The organism is Streptomyces fructofermentans, from assembly GCF_014651055.1.
GTDB classification, from domain to species: Bacteria; Actinomycetota; Actinomycetes; order Streptomycetales; family Streptomycetaceae; genus Streptomyces; species Streptomyces fructofermentans.
In genome coordinates this window covers 280,807-301,772 of record NZ_BMWD01000005.1, presented here as the reverse complement: position 1 = coordinate 301,772, position 20,966 = coordinate 280,807, and the positions used below count along the sequence as shown (strand labels likewise).

The 20,966-nt window shown below is 73.3% G+C and carries 17 protein-coding genes; 2 read left to right on the top strand and 15 right to left on the bottom strand.

The window, feature by feature from the left end; translation table 11 throughout:
• Positions 1 to 81: 81 nt before the first annotated feature.
• The 7 genes from IE265_RS09945 to IE265_RS09915 all read right to left on the bottom strand — a co-directional run bounded on the left by IE265_RS09945 (position 82) and on the right by IE265_RS09915 (position 7,833).
• A complete protein-coding gene (locus tag IE265_RS09945; protein WP_190035055.1) occupies positions 82 to 594 on the bottom strand; it encodes an O-acetyl-ADP-ribose deacetylase in 513 nt (170 codons plus the stop codon).
• Entirely contained in the window at positions 591 to 2,000 is a 1,410-nt protein-coding gene (locus IE265_RS09940) for a phytoene desaturase family protein (RefSeq protein WP_190035138.1), read from the bottom strand. Before IE265_RS09940 ends, IE265_RS09945 begins: the two co-directional genes overlap by 4 nt.
• Before the next feature lie 313 nt (positions 2,001 to 2,313).
• Complete coding sequence (locus tag IE265_RS09935; protein ID WP_190035054.1) at positions 2,314 to 3,159, bottom strand: inositol monophosphatase family protein; 846 nt, start codon at positions 3,157 to 3,159, stop codon at positions 2,314 to 2,316.
• A gap of 276 nt (positions 3,160 to 3,435) precedes the next feature.
• Complete coding sequence (locus IE265_RS09930; protein ID WP_190035053.1) at positions 3,436 to 5,334, bottom strand: gamma-glutamyltransferase family protein; 1,899 nt, start codon at positions 5,332 to 5,334, stop codon at positions 3,436 to 3,438.
• A 69-nt stretch (positions 5,335 to 5,403) separates the two neighbouring features.
• A complete protein-coding gene (locus tag IE265_RS09925; RefSeq protein WP_190035052.1) occupies positions 5,404 to 6,033 on the bottom strand; it encodes a DUF4232 domain-containing protein in 630 nt (209 codons plus the stop codon).
• A gap of 34 nt (positions 6,034 to 6,067) precedes the next feature.
• Positions 6,068 to 6,736, bottom strand: a complete 669-nt coding sequence (locus tag IE265_RS09920; RefSeq protein ID WP_190035051.1) for a response regulator — start codon at positions 6,734 to 6,736, stop codon at positions 6,068 to 6,070.
• Entirely contained in the window at positions 6,733 to 7,833 is a 1,101-nt protein-coding gene (locus tag IE265_RS09915) for a sensor histidine kinase (RefSeq protein WP_190035050.1), read from the bottom strand. Before IE265_RS09915 ends, IE265_RS09920 begins: the two co-directional genes overlap by 4 nt.
• Before the next feature lie 167 nt (positions 7,834 to 8,000).
• Here IE265_RS09915 and IE265_RS09910 point away from each other — a divergent pair, with 167 nt between their 5' ends.
• Together IE265_RS09910 and IE265_RS09905 are read left to right on the top strand one after the other, a co-directional pair.
• Positions 8,001 to 9,020, top strand: coding sequence for a carboxymuconolactone decarboxylase family protein (locus tag IE265_RS09910; protein WP_190035049.1), 1,020 nt, complete (start codon positions 8,001 to 8,003; stop codon positions 9,018 to 9,020).
• A gap of 121 nt (positions 9,021 to 9,141) precedes the next feature.
• A complete protein-coding gene (locus IE265_RS09905) occupies positions 9,142 to 9,804 on the top strand; it encodes a hypothetical protein (RefSeq protein WP_190035048.1) in 663 nt (220 codons plus the stop codon).
• 24 nt (positions 9,805 to 9,828) lie between these two features.
• Here IE265_RS09905 and IE265_RS09900 read toward each other — a convergent pair whose 3' ends face one another.
• From IE265_RS09900 to IE265_RS09865, 8 genes are all read right to left on the bottom strand, one after another.
• The gene (locus tag IE265_RS09900; RefSeq protein WP_190035047.1) at positions 9,829 to 11,424 is read right to left on the bottom strand and encodes an NCS1 family nucleobase:cation symporter-1; all 1,596 of its coding nucleotides are present in this window, start codon (positions 11,422 to 11,424) and stop codon (positions 9,829 to 9,831) included.
• 273 nt (positions 11,425 to 11,697) lie between these two features.
• Positions 11,698 to 12,717, bottom strand: coding sequence for a TIGR03842 family LLM class F420-dependent oxidoreductase (locus IE265_RS09895; protein WP_190035046.1), 1,020 nt, complete (start codon positions 12,715 to 12,717; stop codon positions 11,698 to 11,700).
• A gap of 11 nt (positions 12,718 to 12,728) precedes the next feature.
• A complete protein-coding gene (gene hydA, locus IE265_RS09890; RefSeq protein ID WP_190035045.1) occupies positions 12,729 to 14,129 on the bottom strand; it encodes a dihydropyrimidinase in 1,401 nt (466 codons plus the stop codon).
• Between the two features lie 139 nt (positions 14,130 to 14,268).
• On the bottom strand, positions 14,269 to 15,111 hold the full coding sequence (locus IE265_RS09885; RefSeq protein WP_190035044.1) for a nitrilase-related carbon-nitrogen hydrolase: 843 nt from the start codon (positions 15,109 to 15,111) through the stop codon (positions 14,269 to 14,271).
• Positions 15,112 to 15,212: 101 nt separating this feature from the next.
• Entirely contained in the window at positions 15,213 to 16,826 is a 1,614-nt protein-coding gene (locus IE265_RS09880) for a PucR family transcriptional regulator (RefSeq protein WP_190035043.1), read from the bottom strand.
• A 23-nt stretch (positions 16,827 to 16,849) separates the two neighbouring features.
• Positions 16,850 to 18,148, bottom strand: coding sequence for an aspartate aminotransferase family protein (locus IE265_RS09875; RefSeq protein WP_229916108.1), 1,299 nt, complete (start codon positions 18,146 to 18,148; stop codon positions 16,850 to 16,852).
• Positions 18,145 to 18,987: a nitrilase-related carbon-nitrogen hydrolase gene (locus IE265_RS09870; RefSeq protein ID WP_190035042.1), complete on the bottom strand. Its 843-nt coding sequence runs from the start codon at positions 18,985 to 18,987 to the stop codon at positions 18,145 to 18,147. Before IE265_RS09870 ends, IE265_RS09875 begins: the two co-directional genes overlap by 4 nt.
• A gap of 275 nt (positions 18,988 to 19,262) precedes the next feature.
• Complete coding sequence (locus IE265_RS09865; protein WP_190035041.1) at positions 19,263 to 20,876, bottom strand: hypothetical protein; 1,614 nt, start codon at positions 20,874 to 20,876, stop codon at positions 19,263 to 19,265.
• Positions 20,877 to 20,966 lie beyond the last annotated feature (90 nt).

Below are 20,966 nucleotides of genomic sequence, written 5' to 3'. Positions count from 1 at the left end.
CGTACCCGCCGGCATCCTCGCGCGCGGCCGTGTTCTCGGCCGCACCGGCCGGACGGCGGCGGGCCCGCGCTCGCGGCGGCGTCAGCCGGCCTGCGCCGCGAACGCCCCGTACGCCGTCTCGTCGAAGAGCACGAACCGCACCACGTCGATCGCGGCCCCCGCGCTCTCCCGCACGGTCCGCACGGCGATACGGGCCCCGTCGTCGAGTGGCCATCCGTAGATGCCCGTGGAGATCGCGGGGAACGCGACGGTCCGCGCGCCGAGTTCGGCGGCGACCCTCAGGGACTGCTCGTAGCAGGAGGCGAGCAGCCCGGAGCGGTCCTCGGTCGCGGACCACACGGGTCCGACCGTGTGGATCACCCAGCGCGCGTCGAGCCGTCCGGCCGTGGTGGCCACGGCCTGCCCGGTGCGCAGCCCCTTGCCGTAGTGCGAGGCCCGCAGGTCCCTGCAGGCGTCGAGGATCTCGGGGCCGCCGCGCCGGTGGATGGCGCCGTCCACGCCCCCGCCGCCCAGCAGCGAGGAGTTGGCGGCGTTCACGACGGCGTCCACGCTCTGCCGTGTGATGTCGCCCTGGACGAGTTCGATGACTGTCATGTCTGGCGGAGCCTCCTCCACACGGCCTTCGCCGCGTTGTGCCCCGACATGCCGTGCACCCCGGGGCCCGGCGGAGTGGCCGAGGAGCAGATGAACACAGCCGGGTGCGGAGTCGTGTACGGCGACAGCGTCAACCTGGGCCGCAGCAGCAGCTGGAGTCCTCTGGTCGCCCCGCAGGCGATGTCCCCGCCCACGTAGTTGGCGTTGCGGACGGCCAGTTCGGGCGGGCCCGCCGTCGCGCGGGCGAGCACCCGGTCCCGGAAGCCGGGCGCGAACCGCTCCAACTGGCGCTCCACGGCGTCCGTGAGGTCTCCCGTCCAGCCGTTCGGCACATGGCCGTAGACCCAGAACACCTGCTTGCCGTCCGGCGCCCTGGAGGGGTCCACGACACCGGGCTGCACGGTGATCAGGAACGGCCGCTCGGGGGCCCGCCCCTCCCTGGCCACGGCGTTCAGGGCGGCCCCGATCTCCGTGCTGTCCGCCCCGATCTGCACGGTGCCCGCGACGCGGGCCTCCTTCGCGGTCCACGGCACGGGACCGTCCAGCGCGTAATCGATCTTGAAGACGCCCGCCCCGTACCGGTACCGCTCGTAGTACCGGCCGAAGCCCGCGATCCGGCTCAGGGCGGTCGGCGAGGTGTCGAAGACGTAGGCGCGCGCCGGCGGCAGGTCGTCGAGGCGCTTGACCTCGTAGTCGGTGTGGACCGCGCCGCCGAGGTCCTTCAGGTACGCCGTGAGCGCGTCGGAGATCGACTGGGAGCCGCCGCGTGCCACTGGCCAGCCGCGCGCGTGGGCCGCGAGCGCGAAGACGAGGCCGACCGCGCCGCTGGCGAGGCCGTCGAGCGGGGAGATGACATGGGCGACGAGCCCCGCGAACAGGGTTTTCGCCCGCTCGTCCCGGAACCGGCGCATCAGCCACGTGGAGGGCGGCAGACCCACCAGGCCGAAGCGGGCGAGGGTGACCGGGTCCCGGGGCAGCGCGGTGCGCGGCAGCGACATGAAGTCCCGCAGCAGGGTGTCCCAGTTGTGCGTGAAGGGTTCGACGAGCCTGCGGTAGGCGCCCGCGTCGCGCGGTCCGAACGAGGCCGCCGTCTCGGCCACGGACCGCGCCAGGACGGCCGCCGTGCCGTCGGGGAACGGGTGCGCCATGGGCAGTTCCGGCTGCAGCCACTCCAGGCCGTACCGATCGAGGGGCATGGACCGGAACGCGGGCGAGTTGACGCCCAGCGGATGGGCCGCCGCGCAGGGGTCGTGACGGAAGCCGGGCAGGGTCAGCTCCTCGGTGCGGGCGCCTCCCCCGACCGTGTCGCGCGCCTCGAAGACGGCCACGGAGAAGCCCCGGCGGGCCAGCTCCACGGCGGCCGTCAGTCCGTTCGGCCCCGCACCCACCACGACGGCATCGAGCATCGACGGCACCTTCGGACTCCTTCGTCAGCCGGCGGCCACTGGGTTCAGGATATGCCGGGCCTCCGGCGGTCCCGGGGGGAGGGCGGCGACCGGTCCCCCCGCACCGACGCCCGCACGACCCGCACGGCCCGCACGGCCCGCACGGACGATCCGGGCGGACGGCCCGATCGCAGGGTCCGGGCGGACGGCCCGAGCGGACCCCGCGCCCCGCGCCGTGCGCCGTGCGCCCCGCCCCGCCGGTGCCGCCCCGCCCCGCCCCGCCCCATGCCGTGCCGTGCCGGAGGGTGGCGCGGTCCGGGCGGGGGCGGGCCCGTCAGCCGGCTCCGGACAGCAGTCCCACCAGGCGGCGGGCAGTGGCCTCGTCCCGGGCGGCCGTGAAGGGAAGCGTGTTGCCGCCGGTTATGCGGAACGGTTCACCGGTGAGCGTCAGGTGCGCGCCACCCGCCTCCTCGACCAGCAGCAACCCCGCCGCGTGGTCCCACGCCGCCTCCCAGGAGAAGGCGGTCGCCGACAACTCGCCGCGCGCGACGGCCAGATACTCCAGTCCGGCCGATCCGCAGGGGCGCGGGGCGACACCCTGCGTCCACAGGCCCAGCAGGGCGCGCTTCTGCTCGTCCGTCGTGTAGTCCGGGTGGGACGTGGCCACGTCGAGCGCGCGGCCCGGATCGGGCGTGCCGGAGCGCAGGGGCTGTCCGTCGAGGGTGGCGCCCCGCCCGCGCACGGCGACGGCGAACTGGTCGCGGGCCGGTGCGTACGTCCAGGAGGCGCGGACGACTCCGCCCTGCGCGAGCGCGACCAGGGTGCAGAAGCCGGAGTCGCCGTGGACGAACTGGCGGGTGCCGTCGACCGGGTCCACGATCCAGACCGGTGCGTCGCCCTTTATCGCCTCGTAGGTGGCGGGGTCCGCGTGGACCGCCTCCTCGCCCACGACGACCGAGCCCGGCAGCAGCTTGCCGAGGGCCTCGGTGAGATACGCCTCGGCATTGCGGTCGGCGTCCGTGACCAGGTCGTGGGGGCCGGACTTCTCGTCGATCTCGTGTGCCGCGAGCTGCCGGAAGCGCGGCATGATCTCCAGCGCCGCGGCCTCGCGGACCGCTTGTTCCACGTCGGTGGTGCCCCGTGCGAGAAACTCGTCGATGGTTTCGATGTCCTTGATCATGCCTCCATGAGAGCACGCGCCTCTGACAATCCCCGCCCGGCCGGTGCATCCCGGGTGGAATCGCCGTGAACAACCGGTGCGGACACGTTCCGGGCGGCGCCCGGGACCCCGGCCGTTCCGGGGTTCGGCCCGGGCCCCGGGAACGACCGCACCGGGCGACGGCTCCGGGGAGGACAGCTCGGAGACCCCGGTCGGACCCGGCGCAACGGCCCACGGTCCGGAACCCCCGCACGCCTGCACCCCCGCACGGAATCACCGCAAGGATCACGCCGAGGGTCAGCGGCCGACGGCGTACCCCTGCATCCCCCGCGGGTTCGCCGCCGCCGACAGCACTCCGGTGCGCGGGTCCCGGGCGACCGCGCAGAGCCGTCCCTCCGACCAGGCCCCGCCGATCCGCACGTCGTGGCCGCGGCGGCGCAGCTCCTCGACGACCTCCGGGTCCGTCCGGGACTCGACGGTCACGCTGCCCGGACTCATCCCCCGGGGGTGGAAGGACCCGGGAAAGCTGTCGTTGTGCCAGTTCGGCGCGTCGACGGCGCCCTGGAGGTCCGGCCCGCCCCGTACCTCCGCGCGCAGGGCGACGGCCAGGAAGAAGTGCAGCTGCCACTGGTCCTGCTGGTCCCCGCCCGGGGTACCGAAGGCCATGACCGGTACGCCGTCCCGCAGGGCGAGCGAGGGGGTCAGGGTGGTCCGGGGGCGGCGGCCCGGCGTCAGGGAGTTGGGCAGCCCCTCCTCCAGCCAGGCCATCTGGAGCCGTGTGCCGAGCGGGAAGCCCAGCTCGGGCACGACCGGGTTGGACTGGAGCCAGCCGCCGCTCGGCGTGGCCGCGACCATGTTGCCCCACCGGTCGACGATGTCGAGGTGGCAGGTGTCGCCGCGGGTCGCGCCGTCCGGCGAGACCTCGGGCACCCCCGCCCCCGACCGCGCGTGAGCCGCTGCGCCCGCGGCGGCGGACTCCCCCGCGAGGAACTCGGCGGTGTCCGCGCCCGCGGTCCTCGCCACGGTGGGCTCGCCCGCACCGGGCGCCGCGGGCGCGCCGGGTCCGCCCTCCCCGGCGGCCACGGCACGCGCGTGGGCGCTGAGCCGCGGTGTACGCCCGCCGGGGCTCCCGGGCCGCAGCTCGTACGAGGCCTCCTCGCCGATCAGCGCGCGCCGACCGGAGTTGTACTCCGCCGACAGCAACTCCCCCACCGGGACCTCCGCGGCGTCCCCGTACCAGGCCTCCCGGTCGGCCATGGCGAGCTTGCACCCCTCGATCAGCAGGTGCGTGTACTCGGCCGACCCGTGGCGGGGCAGTTCGTCCGGCAGCAGCGCCAACTGCTGGAGGAGCACGGGGCCCTGGCTCCAGGGGCCCGCCTTGCAGAGGGTCCAGCCCCGCCAGTCGTACGTGAGGGGCGCCTCGTAGGAGGCGGACCAGCCGGCCAGGTCGGCGGCCGACAGCGGGCCGGTGTGGCGTTCGCCGCTGGTGTCCCTCGTGGGCCGGCCCGCCTGCCGTACGAGCGCCTCGGCGACGAAGCCGGTCCGCCAGATCCGCCGCGCGGCCTCGATCCGGGCCACCCGGTCGTCGCCCGCGGCGGCGGCCTCGGTGACCAGCCGCTGCCAGGTGGCGGCCAGCGCGGGGTTGCGGAACAGTTCGCCCGGCCGCGGGGAGCGCCCGTCCGAGAGGTACACCTCGGCCGAGGAGGTCCACTCGGTCTCGAAGAGCTCGCGCACCGTCTCGACGGTCGCTCCGACGGCCTCCACGGGCGGGTGCCCGTCCCGCGCGTACCCGATCGCGGGGGCGAGGACCTCGGCCGGCGACATCGTGCCGTAGTCGCGCAGGAGCAGCATCCACGCGTCGAAGGCGCCGGGCACGGCGGCCGCGAGGGGGCCGGTGCCGGGGACGAGGTCCAGGCCCAGGGCCCGGTAGTTCGCGACGGTGGCGCCGGCCGGGGCGACCCCCTGACCGCACAGCACCCGTACCTCGCCGCCGGCGGGGGCGATGATGATCGGCACCTCGCCCGCGGGGCCGTTGAGGTGCGGCTCGACGACGTGCAGGACGAATCCGGCGGCGACCGCGGCGTCGTAGGCGTTGCCCCCGGACTCCAGGACGGCCATCGCCGACTGGGAGGCCAGCCAGTGCGTCGAGGACACCATGCCGAAGGTGCCCTGGAGCGTGGGTCGGGTGGTGAACACGGGTGAACTCCTCACTGCGGGAACGGCGTCCGGCGGCCGCGCGGCGGTCGTACGGGCTCCGGGCGCCCGCTACTCGGCGGGCTGCCAGGCGGTGGTCCCCAGCACGTTGTCCGGGCCGATGTCGAGCGGCTGGGGAGGACGGATGGTCTGGGTGGTTCCGCCCTTGCGGAGGGCGACGTCCAGGTACACCCCGGACTGGGCGTGCATCCGCCAGTACAGGCCGGCGTGCGCGCTCTCGCCGGGGGCGAGGGTGAACGGTTCGGGCCCGGGGTCCTCCGGGGCCATCGAGACGCGGTCCGTGCCCTCGACGGTCCGGACCTCGGGGAAGGGTTCGCCCTCGTCGTCGAGCACGGTGACCATGGGGTGGCCGTTCACCTCGACCGGGTCGCCGGAGCAGTTGGTGACGGTGAGTCCCATCGCGCGCAGTCCCATGGCCGCGTCGCCCTCGTCCGCCGCGAAGCGCAGTCCGGACGGCGGGCAGCCCTGTGCCGACTGGACGGGGACATCGGCGCCGGGAGCCGGTTCGGGCGGAGGGGACGGCACCTCCATCGGGGGCGGTGCGAGGGAGGGCGTGGGGGTGGGTCGGCGCTCGGGGTTGCGCTCCCGGTCCAGTTCCTCGGAGAGCCCGCAGCCGCTCACCGCCAGCAGCAGGAGGCATACGACGGCGGCGGCGCGTGGTCTCGGGCGTATCGCGATCACACGCCGATCATCACACGGGCCTTTCGCGGGGTCGTCACTCCGTGCGCTCCCGGGCCGCGACGAGACCCGACTCGTAGGCGAAGACGACCAGTTGCGCGCGGTCGCGGGCACCGAGCTTGGTCATGGCGCGGCTGACGTGGGTCTTGGCCGTGAAGGGGCTGATGACCATGTGGGCGGCGATCTCCTCGTTGGTGAGGCCGCGGGCCGCGAGCGCGGTGACCTCGCGTTCCCTGCGGGTGAGGTGTTCGAGGCCGGGAGCGTCCGCCCGGTCCGGCGGCCGGGCCACGAACTCTCCGATCAGGGTCCGGGTGACGGACGGCGACAGCAGTGCCTCGCCGCGCGCGACCACCTCGATCGCCTGGAGCAGGTCGGCGGGTTCGGTGTCCTTGAGCAGGAACCCGCAGGCACCGGCCCGCAGCGCCTCGAAGACGTACTCGTCCAGGCCGTAGTTGGTCAGCATCACCACCCGCACCCCGGACAGGGCGGGGTCGGCCGCGATGCGCCGGGTCGCCTCGATGCCCGTCATCACCGGCATCTGGACGTCGATCAGGACGACGTCGGGGACGTGCGCGCGCACGAGTGCGAGGCCCTGTTCGCCGTCGGCCGCCTCACCGACCACCTCGATGCCGTCCTCCGCCTCCAGCAGGGCCCGGAATCCGGCGCGCATCAGGGCCTGGTCGTCGACGAGCGCGACCCTGATCACGCGTGCTCCAGCGGCAGCCGGGCCCGCACGGAGAAGCCGCCCTCGGCACGTGGCGCCGCGTGCAGTGTGCCGCCGAGTGCCGCGACGCGCTCGCGCATGCCCGTGAGCCCGATGCCCTCGGCGGGTGGACGGGACGGTTCGGCCGCGCCGTCGTCGTCGACACGGATCGCCAACTCCCTTTCCTCGTAGTCCAGTCGGACGGCCACGCTGGCGTGTCCCGCATGCCGTACCGCGTTCGTGAGGGCCTCCTGGACTATGCGGTACGCGGCGCGGTCCACGGTCGCCGTCAGCGGACGCTCGCGGCCGGTCACGGTCAGGCCCACGGCGAGGCCCGCCGCCCGGGCCCGCTCGACGAGGAGGGCCGGGGTGCCCGTCGGCTCGTCGGTGCGCAGCACGTCGAGGGTGGCCCGCAGTTCGCGCATCGCCTCGCCGCCCGCCTCCTGGATGGCCAGCAGGGCGGGAGGCACCTCCTCGCCGCGTTTGCGCGCGAGATGGACGGCGACGCCCGCCTGGAGCTTCACGATGGAGATGCTGTGGGTGAGCGAGTCGTGCAACTCGCGCGCGATGCGCAGGCGTTCCTCGCCGGCCCGGCGCAGGGCCGCCTCCTCGCGGGTGCGTTCGGCCTCCAGCGCGCGCTGTTCCGTCTGGCGCAGGTACGCCTGCCAGTTGCGGCCCGCGAGACCGGTGACGACGGCGCACAGGAACCAGCCCGCGAGCAGCGCGGTCCGTTCGACGGTGCCGGGCGTCGCGGGGCCCGCCACGAGTGTCGCCCCGAGGAACACGGCGCCGGCGGCCGCGCCCACGCCGCGATGCCCAGCCTGGGCCGCGGTGTGGACGGCGCCGACCACCGGCAGCGCGGCCACCGGGCCGGGGTCCGCGTGGAGCACGTGTGCGGTGAGGGCCGCGGTGGTGACGGCGAGCACGGCCCGCGGAGCGGTGCGGTACGCGGCCAGCGCGAGGGAGCCGGTCACGATCAGCACATGGTCGGCAGGCTCCGTGCCCGCGTCGAACGCCGCCGCGACCACCACGATCGCGCCGATCACGACAGCGAGCGCGAGGTCGGCGACGCGCCTCGGCACCACCCGGTCCCCGTTCATGTCCGTACGGTAGACCGCCGCGCCGACATCGGCGTCAGCCCTGTGGACGGCCCCGCGACTACTCCCGGGGCAGTAGTCCGGCGCGCGGGCCGCCCGGTGGGGCGCACCCCCGAGTGCCTCCGGCCGTACGACGCGCCGGGGGCCGTCCGGGAGCCAGGGTTCTCGGCATGACCACACCCTTCCGCCACACCGCTCCGCCGCCCGTCAGGTCCGCCACCGGCCGTACGGCCGAGGTCCACCGGCAGATCTCCTCGGACTTCGGCATCGACGGCCCCTCGACGTTCGTCGTGCTGTCCTCCGCTCCCGAACTCCTGCCCGCTGCCTGGGCCCTGACGCGGGAGTCGCTGCTCGCGGGCGACGGCAGCCGCACGGGCAAGGAGTTGGCCGCACTGGGGGTGTCGCGCGCCAACAAGTGCCCCTTCTGCGTCGACGCGCACACCGTGCTGCTGCACGCCACGGGCGACCACCGCCTCGCCGAGCGGCTGGCCCGCGGGGAGTCCCCCGAGCACGAGGAGCACGCCCGGCTGCTCGCGTGGGGCGCGGCGACCCGCGTTCCGGGCGGCCCGGGCCTCACTCCGCTCCCGTTCCCGGCCGAGCACACGCCCGGTTACGTGGGCACCGCGCTGGCCTTCCACTTCATCAACCGGATCGCCTCCGCGCTGCTCACCGAGAACCTGCTGCCGGGCAACGCCCAGCGACTGCGCCCGGTGCGCAGCCTGGTGGGCCGTTCCGTGGCGAGGACCGTGCGCCGGCGTCTCGTGCCGGGCGAGGCCCTGGCCCTCCTGGACGATCCGGGCCCCGGCCCGTCCTGGGCGGCCGGTACGGCGGTCGGCCCCGCCTTCGCCGCCCTGCGTGCGGCGGCAGCGGCGGGCGGCGATCTGCTGAGCGGACCCGACCGGGCGCTGGTGGGCGACGCCGTGCGGGCGTGGGACGGCACGCACCAGCCGCTGCTGTGGGACGCGCTGCCGGACCGCGGGGACCGCCCGGGGGCGCGGTTGGCGATGCTCGCCGCGCTGGCTCCGTACCGCGTCACCGACGAGGACGTGGCGGCCTGGAGGGGGCCGGAGCGCACGGACCGCTGCCTGGTCCGGCTGATCGCCTACGGCGCGTTCGCGGCCGTGGACCGCATCGAGCGGGAGCTTCCGGGGGTCCTTGCGGGCCGCGGGACCACGGCCCGTCAGGAGTGAGTCCCTGTCACCGGACAGGCACGGAGCGAGTTCGCACTACCGTCCGACAGGGACTCATGTGACACTGGCGTCCCGTCCGCCGTGCGGACTACTCCGCACCGTCCCCCACGAGAAGTGCGTCGTGCGTTCACTTCCTCTCGCTCTGACCGCGCGTCTGCTCCCGGTCGCCGTGCTCGCATCGGCAGGCTGGGCGCTGGCGTCCGGGCCGTTCTCCGCGACTCCGACCGCGGAGAAGAAGCCGACCGCCGACGGCGGTGGCGGCGGGACCACGCCGTCCGCGCCGTCCACGGCCGCGGCGACCCGCACCTACCGCAGCTCGCCCGCGCCCTGCGAGGGCGTGTCGAAGAAGACGGTGACCGCGCTGGTGCCGGGCGCCAAGACCGCGGGCAAGGAGATCCCCTCCACCGACGAGTCGCTGCGCCGCACCTGCTCCTGGAACGCGCTCAAGGGGTTCGACTACCGCTGGCTCGACATTTCGTACGAAATCAAGAAATCGGACCAGGCCGCGGTGTCCGCCTACGAGCAGCGCACCAAGGAGAAGAGCGGCGGCGGGGCGGTCCCGGGTCTCGGTGACATCGCCTACTCGGTGGTGAACCTCACCACCGAGGACAAGCAGCAGTCGCGCGAGGGCGAAGTGGTCGTCCGCGCGTCGAACGCCCTCGTGATCGTCACGTACAACGGCAGCGACTTCGAGTCGAAGAAGGCGCCGAGCACCGACGAGATCAACAAGGGCGCCATCAAGGCCGCCAAGGAGGCGATGGCCGTGCTGAAGGCCGCCCAGTAGGGCGACCCCCGGCACGGCCGGCCGTCAGACCGCCGTCTCCGCCTCCTGTGCCCGCTGGGCGCTCTCCGCCCTGTCCGCGCTCTCCGCCTTCGCGAAGGGCGCCATCAGCGCGACGTACAGGACGAGCGACGAGGCGAGTCCGACCGCCCAGCCGTAGTCCGCGAGCGGCTTGAGGAACGGGACGAGTCCGTCGACCGGGAACGGCCCCAGCTTCGCGCCCTCCGGGTCGGTGTTCGAGTACGATCCGCCGACCGCGAGCACGCCGCCGACCGCGAAGGCCAGCACCGCCCGCCAGTTCCAGCCGTTGGTGTACCAGTAGCGTCCGCCGGCCGTGTAGAGGTCGGCGAGGTGCAGGACCGTACGGCGGACGATCCAGTAGTCGGCGATCAGGATGCCCGCGACCGTGCCGAGCAGGCCGCCGACCACCCCGAGCCAGGTGAAGATGTAGAACTCGGGCGTGGAGATCAGCTTCCACGGGAAGATCAGGATGCCGATGACCCCCGTGATCAGCGCGCCCGTACGGAAGTTGATGAACCGGGGGGCCAGGTTGGACAGGTCGTAGGCCGGTGAGACCACATTGGCCGCGATGTTCACGGAGACCGTGGCGATCAGCACGATGAAGAGGGCGAAGAGCAGTCCGAACGCGTTGTCGGTCTTGGCCGCGAGCGCCACCGGGTCCCAGATCGCCTCGCCGTAGACGACCTCGGAGCCCGAGGTGACCAGCACGGCGAGAATCGCGAAGAGCGTCATGGTGGTGGGCAGGCCGAGGGACTGCCCCCAGGTCTGCGCCCGCTGACTGGCGCCGAAGCGGGTGAAGTCGGGGATGTTGAGGGACAGGGTCGCCCAGAAACCGATCATGCCCATCAGGGACGGGAAGAACACCGGCCAGAAGTCGGCGCCCCAGCCGAGCTTCGAGGGCTGGTCGAGCAGCGCGCCGAATCCGTCGGCCTTCACCGCGATCCAGACGAGCAGCACGAACGCGCCGACGATCACGACGGGCGCGGCCCAGTTCTCGAAGTGCCGCAGGAAGTCCATGCCGCGGTGGATGATGGCGATCTGGAGTGCCCAGAAGAGCAGGAAGCAGAGCCACAGCGGCCAGGGGTTGCCGGCGATCTGCCCGGCCTTCTCCCACTCGCCGCCGGTCAGCTTCGAGCCGAGGGCGAAGATGCCGCTGCCGCCGATCCAGGTCTGGATGCCGAACCAGCCGCAGGCCACGGCGGCCCTGATCAGCGCCGGGACGTTGGCGCCGCGGACCCCGAAGGACGCGCGGGCCAGCACGGGGAACGGGATGCCGTACTTGGGCCCCGCGTGACCGGTGGCCAGCATCGGCAGCAGCACGATGACGTTGGCGAGGCCGATCGTGAAGACCGCCTGCTTCCAGTCCATGCCGAGGGCGACGAGGCCCGAGGCCAGGGTCCAGCTGGGGATGCAGTGGGCCATGGAGACCCACAGCGCCGCGAAGTTGTACGTCGTCCACTTGCGTTCGGAGACCGGGACGGGACGCAGGTCCTCGTTGGCGAAGGGACTGTCGGCGGGGAAGGCCCCGGGGCTGAGTTCGATCCGGCCGTCGGCGTCGGCGGACTGGGATATCGGCGGCCCCGTGGGGACGGTTTCGGTCATGGGCAGGCCAATCGATGAGGCGGGACGGGAAAGGCCGTGCGGGTGGCGCCGTGGGGGAGGTGGTGCGGGTGGTGCTCCGTACGGTGGTGCGTCCCGGTGCGTCTGCGCACCGGTGCGGCCGTACGGTCCCCTTCCCCGGGGGATGCGGGAAGGGGACGTCCTGGGGTGGAGGGTGCGGCGGTGGGCGGAGGCGGAGGGTTCGGTCGCCGGACCGGGCCGGGTTCCGTCCGGGTGGGGACGGATCACCGGCCGGACCGCGGGAGGGTAGGACGGTCAGGCGTTGACGGCGGGGATCACCGTCGACCCGTACGCCTCGATGACCGCCTCCTGGGCGTCGTGCATGTCGTACAGGGCGAACTGGTCCACCCCTAGCGCGCGCAGCGCGTTCAGCTTCTCGATGTGCTTCTCGGCCGTCCCGATGAGGCAGAACCTGTCGACGATCTCGTCCGGCACGAACTGTGTGTCGGGGTTGCCGCTGCGCCCGTGGTGCGAGTAGTCGTAGCCCTCACGGGCCTTGATGTAGTCGGTGAGTTCGTCGGGGACGGCCGCGGAGTGCTCGCCGTACTTGGAGACGAGGTCGGCGACGTGGTTGCCGACCATGCCGCCGAACCAGCGGCACTGCTCGCGCGCGTGGGCGATCGCCTCGGGCGAGTCGTCCTCGGTGACGTACGCGGGCGCCGCCACGCAGATCTTGACGTCGGCCGGGTCGCGGCCGGCCGCCGCGGCAGCCTCCTTGACGGACTTGACCATGAACTCGGTCAGATAGAGGTCGGCGAGCTGAAGGATGAAGCCGTCCGCCTCCTCGCCCGTCATCCTCAGGGCCTTGGGGCCGTACGCGGCCATCCACACGGGCAGTTCGGCCCCCGGCTTGATCCACGGGAACCTGATCACCGTGCCGCCGAGGTCCGCCTCCTCGCCCCGGGCGAGCGCGCGGATCACCTTCATGGCCTCGCTGATCCGGGCGAGCGTGTTCGGCTTGCGCCCGGCCACCCGCATCGCGGAGTCGCCGCGCCCGATGCCGCACACCGTGCGGTTGCCGAACATGTCGTTCAGCGTGGCGAACGTCGACGCGGTGACCTCCCAGGTGCGGGTGCCCGGGTTGGTGACCATCGGGCCGACCTTGAGCGTCGTCGTGTTGGAGAGGATCTGGCTGTAGATCACGAAGGGTTCCTGCCACAGCACGGCGGAGTCGAACGTCCAGCCGTACGTGAAGCCGTTGCGCTCGGCCCTCTTCATCAGGCTGATGACACGGGATGCCGGGGGGTCTGTCTGCAGGACGAGTCCGAAGTCCATGTGCGCCACTCCTAGTTCAGGTACTGACAGGTGGAGCGGGGGGTGTAGACGCCGTGCCCGGCGCGGCCCGTGAACTCCCGCTCGGTGATGACGGGTTCGCCCCGCGACAGGACCGACTCGACGCGGCCGGTGGTGCGCCTGCCCTCGTACGCGGAGTAGTCGACGTTCATGTGGTGGGTCTCGGCGGACATGATCTGCTCGGCGTGCGGGTCGTAGACGACGACGTCCGCGTCGGCGCCCGGCGCGATCGTCCCCTTCTTCGGATACAGGCCGAACATCCGGGCCGGGGTGGCACAGGCGATCTCGATCCAGCGGCGGCGCGAGATGTGCCCGTCGACGACGGCCTGGTGCAGCAGGTCCATCCGGTTCTCGACGCCCGGCAGCCCGTTGGGGATCTTCGAGAAGTCGCCCCGGCCCAGCTCCTTCTGGCCCACGAAGCAGAAGGGGCAGTGGTCCGTGGACACCACCTGGAGGTCGTTGGTGCGCAGTCCCCGCCACAGTGCCGCCTGGTGCTCCTTGGGCCGCAGCGGGGTCGAGCAGACGTACTTGGCGCCCTCGAAGTCGGGCTCGGCGAGGTTGTCCGTCGACAGGAACAGGTACTGCGGGCAGGTCTCGCCGAAGACGTTCAGTCCCTCGTCGCGCGCCCGCGCCAGCTCGGCGACCGCCTCCTGCGCCGAGACGTGCACGACGTAGAGCGGGGCGCCCGCCACCTGGGCGAGCTTGATGGCGCGGTGGGTGGCCTCGGCCTCCAGGAGCGCCTTGCGCACCTCGCCGTGGTAGCGGGGGTCGGTCTCGCCGCGGGCCAGCGCCTGCTCGACGAGGACGTCGATCGCGATGCCGTTCTCCGCGTGCATCATGATCAGGCCGCCGTTCTCGGCGGAGCGCTGCATGGCGCGCAGGATCTGGCCGTCGTCGCTGTAGAAGACGCCCGGGTAGGCCATGAACTGCTTGAAGGAGGTGACGCCCTCCTCGACCAGCAGGTCCATCTCCTTGAGCGTCTCCTGGTTCACGTCGGAGACGATCATGTGGAAGCCGTAGTCGATCGCGCACTTGCCGTCGGCCTTGGCGTTCCAGGCGTCCAGTCCCTCGCGCAGGGAACGGCCGACGCTCTGCACGGCGAAGTCGATGATCGTCGTGGTGCCGCCCCAGGCGGCGGCCCGGGTGCCCGTCTCGAAGGAGTCGGAGGCGAAGGTGCCGCCGAACGGCAGCTCCATGTGGGTGTGGGCGTCGACACCGCCCGGGATCACGTACTTGCCGGTGGCGTCGATGGTCCGTTCGGCCGTCCAGGCCTCCGCGGCGGGTGTGCCGCTCGCGGCGAGGGCGGCGATCCGGCCGTCCTCGATCAGGACGTCCGCGTGCATCTCGTCGGACGCGGTGATGACGAGGCCACCCCGGATGACGGTTCGGCTCATGCCCGTACTCCTTCCGCTCGCGCGTACGCCGAGCTGCTGCCGCTGCTGCTGGGAACTGGGGTCAACGCTGTTTCCTCACAGGGGAAGACGAAGCCGCGGGCCCGGGCCCTCGCCGCCGGGCCCGCGGGCTCCCGGGCGGTCAGGGAGCGGTCAGCGGCGTGTACGCGCCGGGGGCCCGGTCGCGGTAGAACTGCCAGCGGTCGCGGACCTCGCGGAGCTTGGCCGTGTCGAGGTCGCGGACGACGAGTTCGGTCTCCTTGTCGCTCGCCGGCTCCCCGACGAACTGCGCCTCCGGGTCCACGAAGTAGGAGGTCCCGTAGAAGTCGTTGGAGCCCAGCTCCTCGACGCCGACACGGTTGATGGCACCCACGAAGTACTCGTTGGCGACAGCCGCCGCCGGCTGCTCCAACTGCCAGATGTAGCTGGACAGTCCGCGCGAGGTGGCGGACGGGTTGAAGACGATCTCGGCCCCGGCGAGGCCGAGTGCGCGCCAGCCCTCGGGGAAGTGGCGGTCGTAGCAGATGTAGACGCCGATCCTGCCCACCGCGGTGTCGAAGACCGGCCACCCGCTGTTGCCGGGCCGGAAGTAGAACTTCTCCCAGAAGCCCTCGACCTGGGGGATGTGGGTCTTGCGGTACTTGCCGAGGTACGAGCCGTCGGCGTCGATCACCGCGGCGGTGTTGTAGAGGACTCCGGGCTGTTCCTCCTCGTACATCGGCAGCACCAGGACGAGGCCCAACTCCTTCGCCAGCGCCTGGAAACGCCGCACGATCGGGCCCTCGGGGATCTGTTCGGCGTACTCGTAGAACGCCTTGTCCTGGACCTGGCAGAAGTAGGGCCCGTAGAACAGCTCCTGGAAGCACAGGACCTGAGCACCCTGCGCGGCCGCGTCGCGGGCCGCCTGCTCGTGGACCTGGATCATCGATTCCTTGTCGCCCGTCCACGCGGTCTGGAAGACGGCGGCGCGGATCACTCTGCTCATCGGGACCTCCGGTCGCTCGGTGTGCGGCGAGCCTAGGAAGTCCGGACGGCGGCTTTGAGTTGCACCGTGTCACGTCTGCGGGTGTGCGGCGTTCCACGGTGTCACCCCTGCGCGGGACCATGTTCCACCACCGTGCTCGCGGCCGATCCCCTGTTCCGGCCCTGCTGCGCGTCGTGCGCGAGCAGGGCGATGTGCACGGAGGCGGCCTGCTCGAAGTCGTCGAGGTCGACCCCGAGCCGTGCCTCTATGGCCTCCAGCCGCCGGTACAGCGCGGGCCGCGACACGTGCCGGAGCTGCGCGGTACGCGACTTGTTGCGTCCGGTGGCGAGGTACGTCCGCAACACCGGCAGCAGGTCGGGCTCGGCGGCCGTACCGCACAGCAGGCCGTCCAATTCGCGCTCCGCGAAGGACTGCACGTGCGGATCGTCGCGCAACAGCCGTACGAGCCCCCGCAGATGCACGTCCCGCAGCCGTACGACGGGCGGCAGGTCGAGGCCCGCGGGGCTCTCCGCGACCGCCTCCGCCACGTGCCGCGCCTCGCGCAGCCCGGCGGGCACGTCGTCCCACCCGGTGCGCGCGTCCGCGGCCGCGACGACCGCGGCGCCGTCCCCCGACCCGGCCCGCAGCCGGGTGGCGAAGTGCGTGGCGAGGGCCTCCGGGTCCTGGTCCCGGGCGAGGCTGAGCAGCACGGCGGTCGCCCCGTCGGCCAGTTCGGCGACGATCCCGGGCAGCCCGAGCAGCCGCAGCACCCGGTCGAGCCGGGTCGCGGACGCGTCCCGGACCACCAGCGGCACGAACGTGCGGCGGTTGACGGGCAGTCCGGCGGCCCGGGCCCTGGGCAGCAGTTGCCTGGCCGGTACGACGCCGGAGACCAGGTCGGTGAGCAGGCCCTGCGCGGACTGCTCCTCCCACGAGTGCGCCGCGCCGACGAGCATGCGGTGCAGCACGAGGGCCTCGGCGGCCCGGTCGGCGAGCAGCCGTCCGGTGCCCGCGTCGCCCCGGTAGCCGCACAGCACGATGCGGCCCCAGCGTTCACCGCGCCCGCCCAGCTCCGCGCGGACCCAGCCGTCGCCCTCGATGCCGCCCGCCTGGCGTGCGATGCGCTCCCAGTCGCGCAGGACGTCGTCGACGGCGGACCGCTCGCCCGCCGTCGCGAGGACCCGGTGGGCGAGGTTGGTGACGACGACGGGGCAGGCGCTGTGGACCGCGATCTCGTCGAGCATCCGCTGCAGCGGGGCTCCGGCGGTGATGAGTCCGGTGAGTGCCGTCCGTACGGACTCGGAGAGGCTGACCGCCGCGAACTTCCGCCGTACGAGCCGGGACTGGACCTCCTCGGTCAGCTCGGCGAACGGGAACGGCCGGTGCAGGACCACCATCGGCAGTCCGCACCGCTCGGCGGCGCGGCGCATCACCTCGGGCGGTGCGGGGAAGGCGCGGCCCAGTCCGAGGACGACGGCCGCCGCCTCGGCCCGGTGCAGGGAGCGGATGTACTCGGCCTGCGCCTCCGGGTCGCCCGCGAGCAGTACGCCCGTGGTGAGGACCATCTCGCCGCCGCTGAGCATCACTCCGACGTCGGCGGCCTCGGCGACGTGCACCCAGCGCACGGGCCGGTCGAGGTGGCCGGCGCCGGCCACCACCTCCGGCTCCCCGGCGAGCACCCTTTCCAGGCCGAGCACCTGACGGACCGACAGGGCGGGTTCCAGGGCGGTGGTCATGGGGTGGTTCCTTCGGTCGGGCGTTACCGAATGCTCCTCAGGGCGCGTTCGAGGATCGCGGCGCCCTCCTCGGCCTCGGCGACGGTCAGTGTCATCGGCGGCGCGACGCGCAGGGCGCTGGTGCTGTGACCGCCGCCCTTGCCGAGCAGCAGGCCGTCCGCGCGGGCGGCCTCCAGCACCGCGGCGGCGGCCTCCGGGTCGGCCGAGTCGGTACCGGGCCTGACGAGTTCGACGCCGATCATGAGCCCGCGCCCGCGGACCTCCCGTACGGCCGGGACCTGTGCGGCCGCCGCCCGCAGCCGCTCGATGAGCAGGCCCCCGACCCGGCGGGCGTTGCCCTGGAGGTCGTGCTCCAGGAGGTACGTGAGGTTGGCCAGGCCCGCGGCCATGGTGATCTGGGTGCCGCCGAACGTGGAGATCGAGTTGGAGTCGAGGCAGTTCATGATCTCGGCGCGGGCGACGACACCGCCGATGGACATGCCGTTGCCGATGCCCTTGGCGAAGGTGAGGATGTCCGGCGGGCCGTCCGCCCCGTGCGCCTGCCAGCCCCAGAAGGTCTCGCCGGTCCTGCCCCAGCCGGTCTGCACCTCGTCGGCGATCCACAGGACGCCGCGCTCGCGCAGGACCTTCCGGAACGCCGCGTAGAGGCCGTCCGGGGGCGAGGTGAAGCCGCCGACGCCCTGGATGGGCTCGGCGATCAGCGCGGCGGGCGGGCGGACGTGGCCGAGCAGGTCCTCCAGGTCGGCGACGCAGGCCGCGATGAAGCCGGCGTCGTCGAGGTCCGCGTACGGGCCGCGGGTCCGGACGCCGCCGTGCACGTACAGCGTCTGGAGCGGGGACAGGCTCGTGGGTGACCAGCCCTTGTTGCCGGTGATGCCGACCGTGCTGAACGACCGGCCGTGGTAGCTGTTGCGCATCGCCAGGATCTGGTTGCTGCGCCGGTGGGTCGTGGCGAGGAGCAGCGCGGTGTCGTTGGCCTCGGTGCCGGAGGTGGTGAAGAACACCCGCGCGTCGGGGATGCCGGACAGCTTGGCGATCCGCTCGGCGAGGTCCACCATCGGCCGGTTGAGGTAGAGCGTGGACGAGTGGACGATCCGGCCGGCCTGCTCGGTGACCGCCTTGGTCACCTCGGGCAGCGCGTGCGCGGTCATCGTGGTGAGGATGCCGCCGAAGAAGTCGAGGTACTTGTTGCCGTCGGCGTCCCAGACGTGGCGGCCCTCGCCGTGGGTGATCTCGATCGGGTCGTCGTAGTAGAGGGCGAGCCAGTCGGGCAGCACGGCGCGGTGGCGCTGGAACAGGTGCCTGCTCGCGTCCTGGGTCACGGCCGCACCAGCCCCTCGTACGCGTCGGGGCGGCGGTCCCGGTAGAAGGCCCACTGCTGCCTGACCTCCTCGACCAGGTCGAAGTCCAGGTCGCGGACGAGCAGTTCCTCGGTCTTGTCGCTCGCGGTCCCGCCGACGAACTGCCCTCGCGGGTCGACGAAGTACGAGGTGCCGTAGAAGTCGTTGTCGCCGTACTCCTCCTGGCCGACGCGGTTGATCGCGGCGACGTAGTACTCGTTGGCCACGGCGGCGGCGGGCTGTTCGAGCTGCCAGAGGTGGGCGGACAGGCCGCGGGAGGTCGCGGACGGGTTGTAGACGAGCTGGGCGCCGTTCAGGCCGAGCTGGCGCCAGCCCTCCGGGAAGTGCCGGTCGTAGCAGATGTAGACGCCGACCTTGCCGACGGCGGTGTCGAAGACGGGCCAGCCGAGGTTGCCCGGCTTGAAGTAGTACTTCTCCCAGAAGCCCTTGACCTGGGGGATGTGGTGCTTGCGGTACTTGCCGAGGTAGGTGCCGTCGGCGTCGATCACCGCCGCGGTGTTGAAGTAGAAGCCGGACTGCTCGACCTCGAAGACGGGGACGACGATCACCATGCCGGTCTCGCGCGCGAGTTCCCGCATCCGGGTGACCGTCGGGCCGTCCGGTACGGGTTCGGCCCAGCGGTAGTGCTCCGGCTCCTGGACCTGGCAGAAGTAGGGGGCGTTGAAGACTTCCTGGAATCCGATGACCCGGGCGCCCTGACGGGCCGCCTCGCGGGCGTGCTCCTCGTGCTTGGCGACCATGGATTCGGTGTCGCCGGTCCAGGTGGCCTGGACCAGAGCGGCGCGTACGACGTTGGCCATGAGCTGCTCCTTCGACGGGACGTCAGAGAGCTTCTACGCCCGTAGACACGGGGCGTAGAGCCCCGAAAGTAGGCCTCACCGGCGGGCTGGGCAAGACCATCGTCGTTAACCGGCGGAGTCGATCACGTTTCACACCCCACTGGGTGAGTGCGCGGGGTTCCGCGGCGGCCCGCGGGCCGCCGGGGCGGACGGTCCGGGAGGCGCCGCCCGGACGCGCCGCCGGTCGCTCCGGGGCGCCCGGCGCGGCTCGGGCGTACCGGGTCGGCCGGAGGGCCTCAGGCCGTGTAGCCCGCCACACGCAGGGCGTGGACCAGGTCCCAGTGGCGTTCCTCCGAGACGTGGTGGGCCGCTTCGAGGAGGAGCGGGGCGAGGAGGCCCGGTTCGGCCTCCACGCTCCGGGCGGCCTCCTCCGGGGTGCGGGTGCGGACGTACGCGTCCAGGAGCGCCCGGATCTCGCGGTGGCGGCCCTCCTCCAGGAGGCCGAGGACCGCCCGGCCGATCTCCTCGGCCGGGCGTGCGACCCCCTGGCGCAGCATCTGGCTGCCGTCGGCGGTGCGGCCGGCGGCCACCAGAGCGTCGGCCGCGGCGACCAGCCTGGCGGGCGGCAGGGACACCGCCTCCCACAGGAGGGTGGCCCAGTCGGCGCCCAGCCCGGCGCGGTGCAGTTCGGCGGCGAGGAGGGGGAAGCGGGCGGCGGGCCAGTACGCGGCCTCCACCAGTTCGGCGTGCGCCTCTCCGGTGCGGCCCTCGGCGCGCAGCCGGACGAGTTTCCTGACGGTCTCGACGGTGGCCCGGCGCGCCTCCTCGTCCAGGGGCTCGCGGCGCGGCCCGGGCCGCTCGGGTTCGTCCGCGACGCCCGCGAAACGCGCCCCGCGCGGGGCGGGTTCGGCGGTGGTGGGTATCGGCACGGCAGGTGCCGCGGTGTGCCCGTCGTCCGTCATTCCGGCGAACCGCGCGCCGCCCCGGGGCCGGCGCCTGCCCCGCTGCCGCGGCACGGTGGCGGGGCGTTCGGGCGCTGCGGCGGGCTCAGGCGCGGTCGGGGTCGCGCCCTCCGCCGGGTCGGCCGCCGGTGCCTCGGTCGCGCCGCCCGGGGCGCCGCGGGGCTCCCCGTGCCCGCCTGCGGTGCCCGGGTCCGGCCCCGGTCCGCCCTCGCGGACCCGCTCCGGCCCCGGGTAGCCCCCGTCGGCCGGCTCCGCCCGCGTGCGGCGCCGGAGGTCGTCCCGCCGGTCGCCGCCCGGCGCTTCCACGGGTCCGGCGGCCGACTCCGCCCCGTCCTCGCCGGCACCGCTGTCGGCCTCGCCCCACTGCTCCTCGGGCCAGAACACCCCGTCGTCCTCGCCCGGCGGGATCGGCAGCGCGTCCCGGGCGTGTCCGGCGCCCGAGCGGCGGTCCAACCCGTCCATCCGCTCCAGGAGTTCCGCACAGCGGGCGGTCGCGCGGTCGTGGTCGTCGCGGGCCCAGGCGAGGTCGACGCGGATCGCCTCGGCCTCCTCCCGCGACCCGGCCGAGCGCAGCGACTCGCCGAGCCCCAGGAGCCGTTCGGCGGCATACCGCTGCTCGCGCAGCATGACGTCCAGGCGGTCCCCCAGGGCGTCCCGGCCGCCCGGCCGTGCGTCGTACGCGGTCAGGGAGGCGCCGTGCAGCCCCCGGGCGCGCCCGGACTCCTGGGCGGCGGCCTCCTCGCCGTGCTCCGCGGCGAGGTCGTGCAGCAGTGCCTCGACGACGTCCCAGGGAGGCACCTCCCAGCCTTCGAGGCAGGCCTGCATCCCCTCGGGGTCGCGCTGCCAGAACACCCCGCACCAACCGCCGCCCTGATCGATCCGGGACAGCAGTTCGTTGAGGTACCGAGCGAACTCCCTGACCTGGCCCGGGAGTTGTTCCACCGTCATACGTTCACCCCATGCCGGACTGGAGTACTTCGATCCGGTAGAAAACACCATTCGTGTTACGGAACGGCTACGAGGAGTTTTCGACCGGGA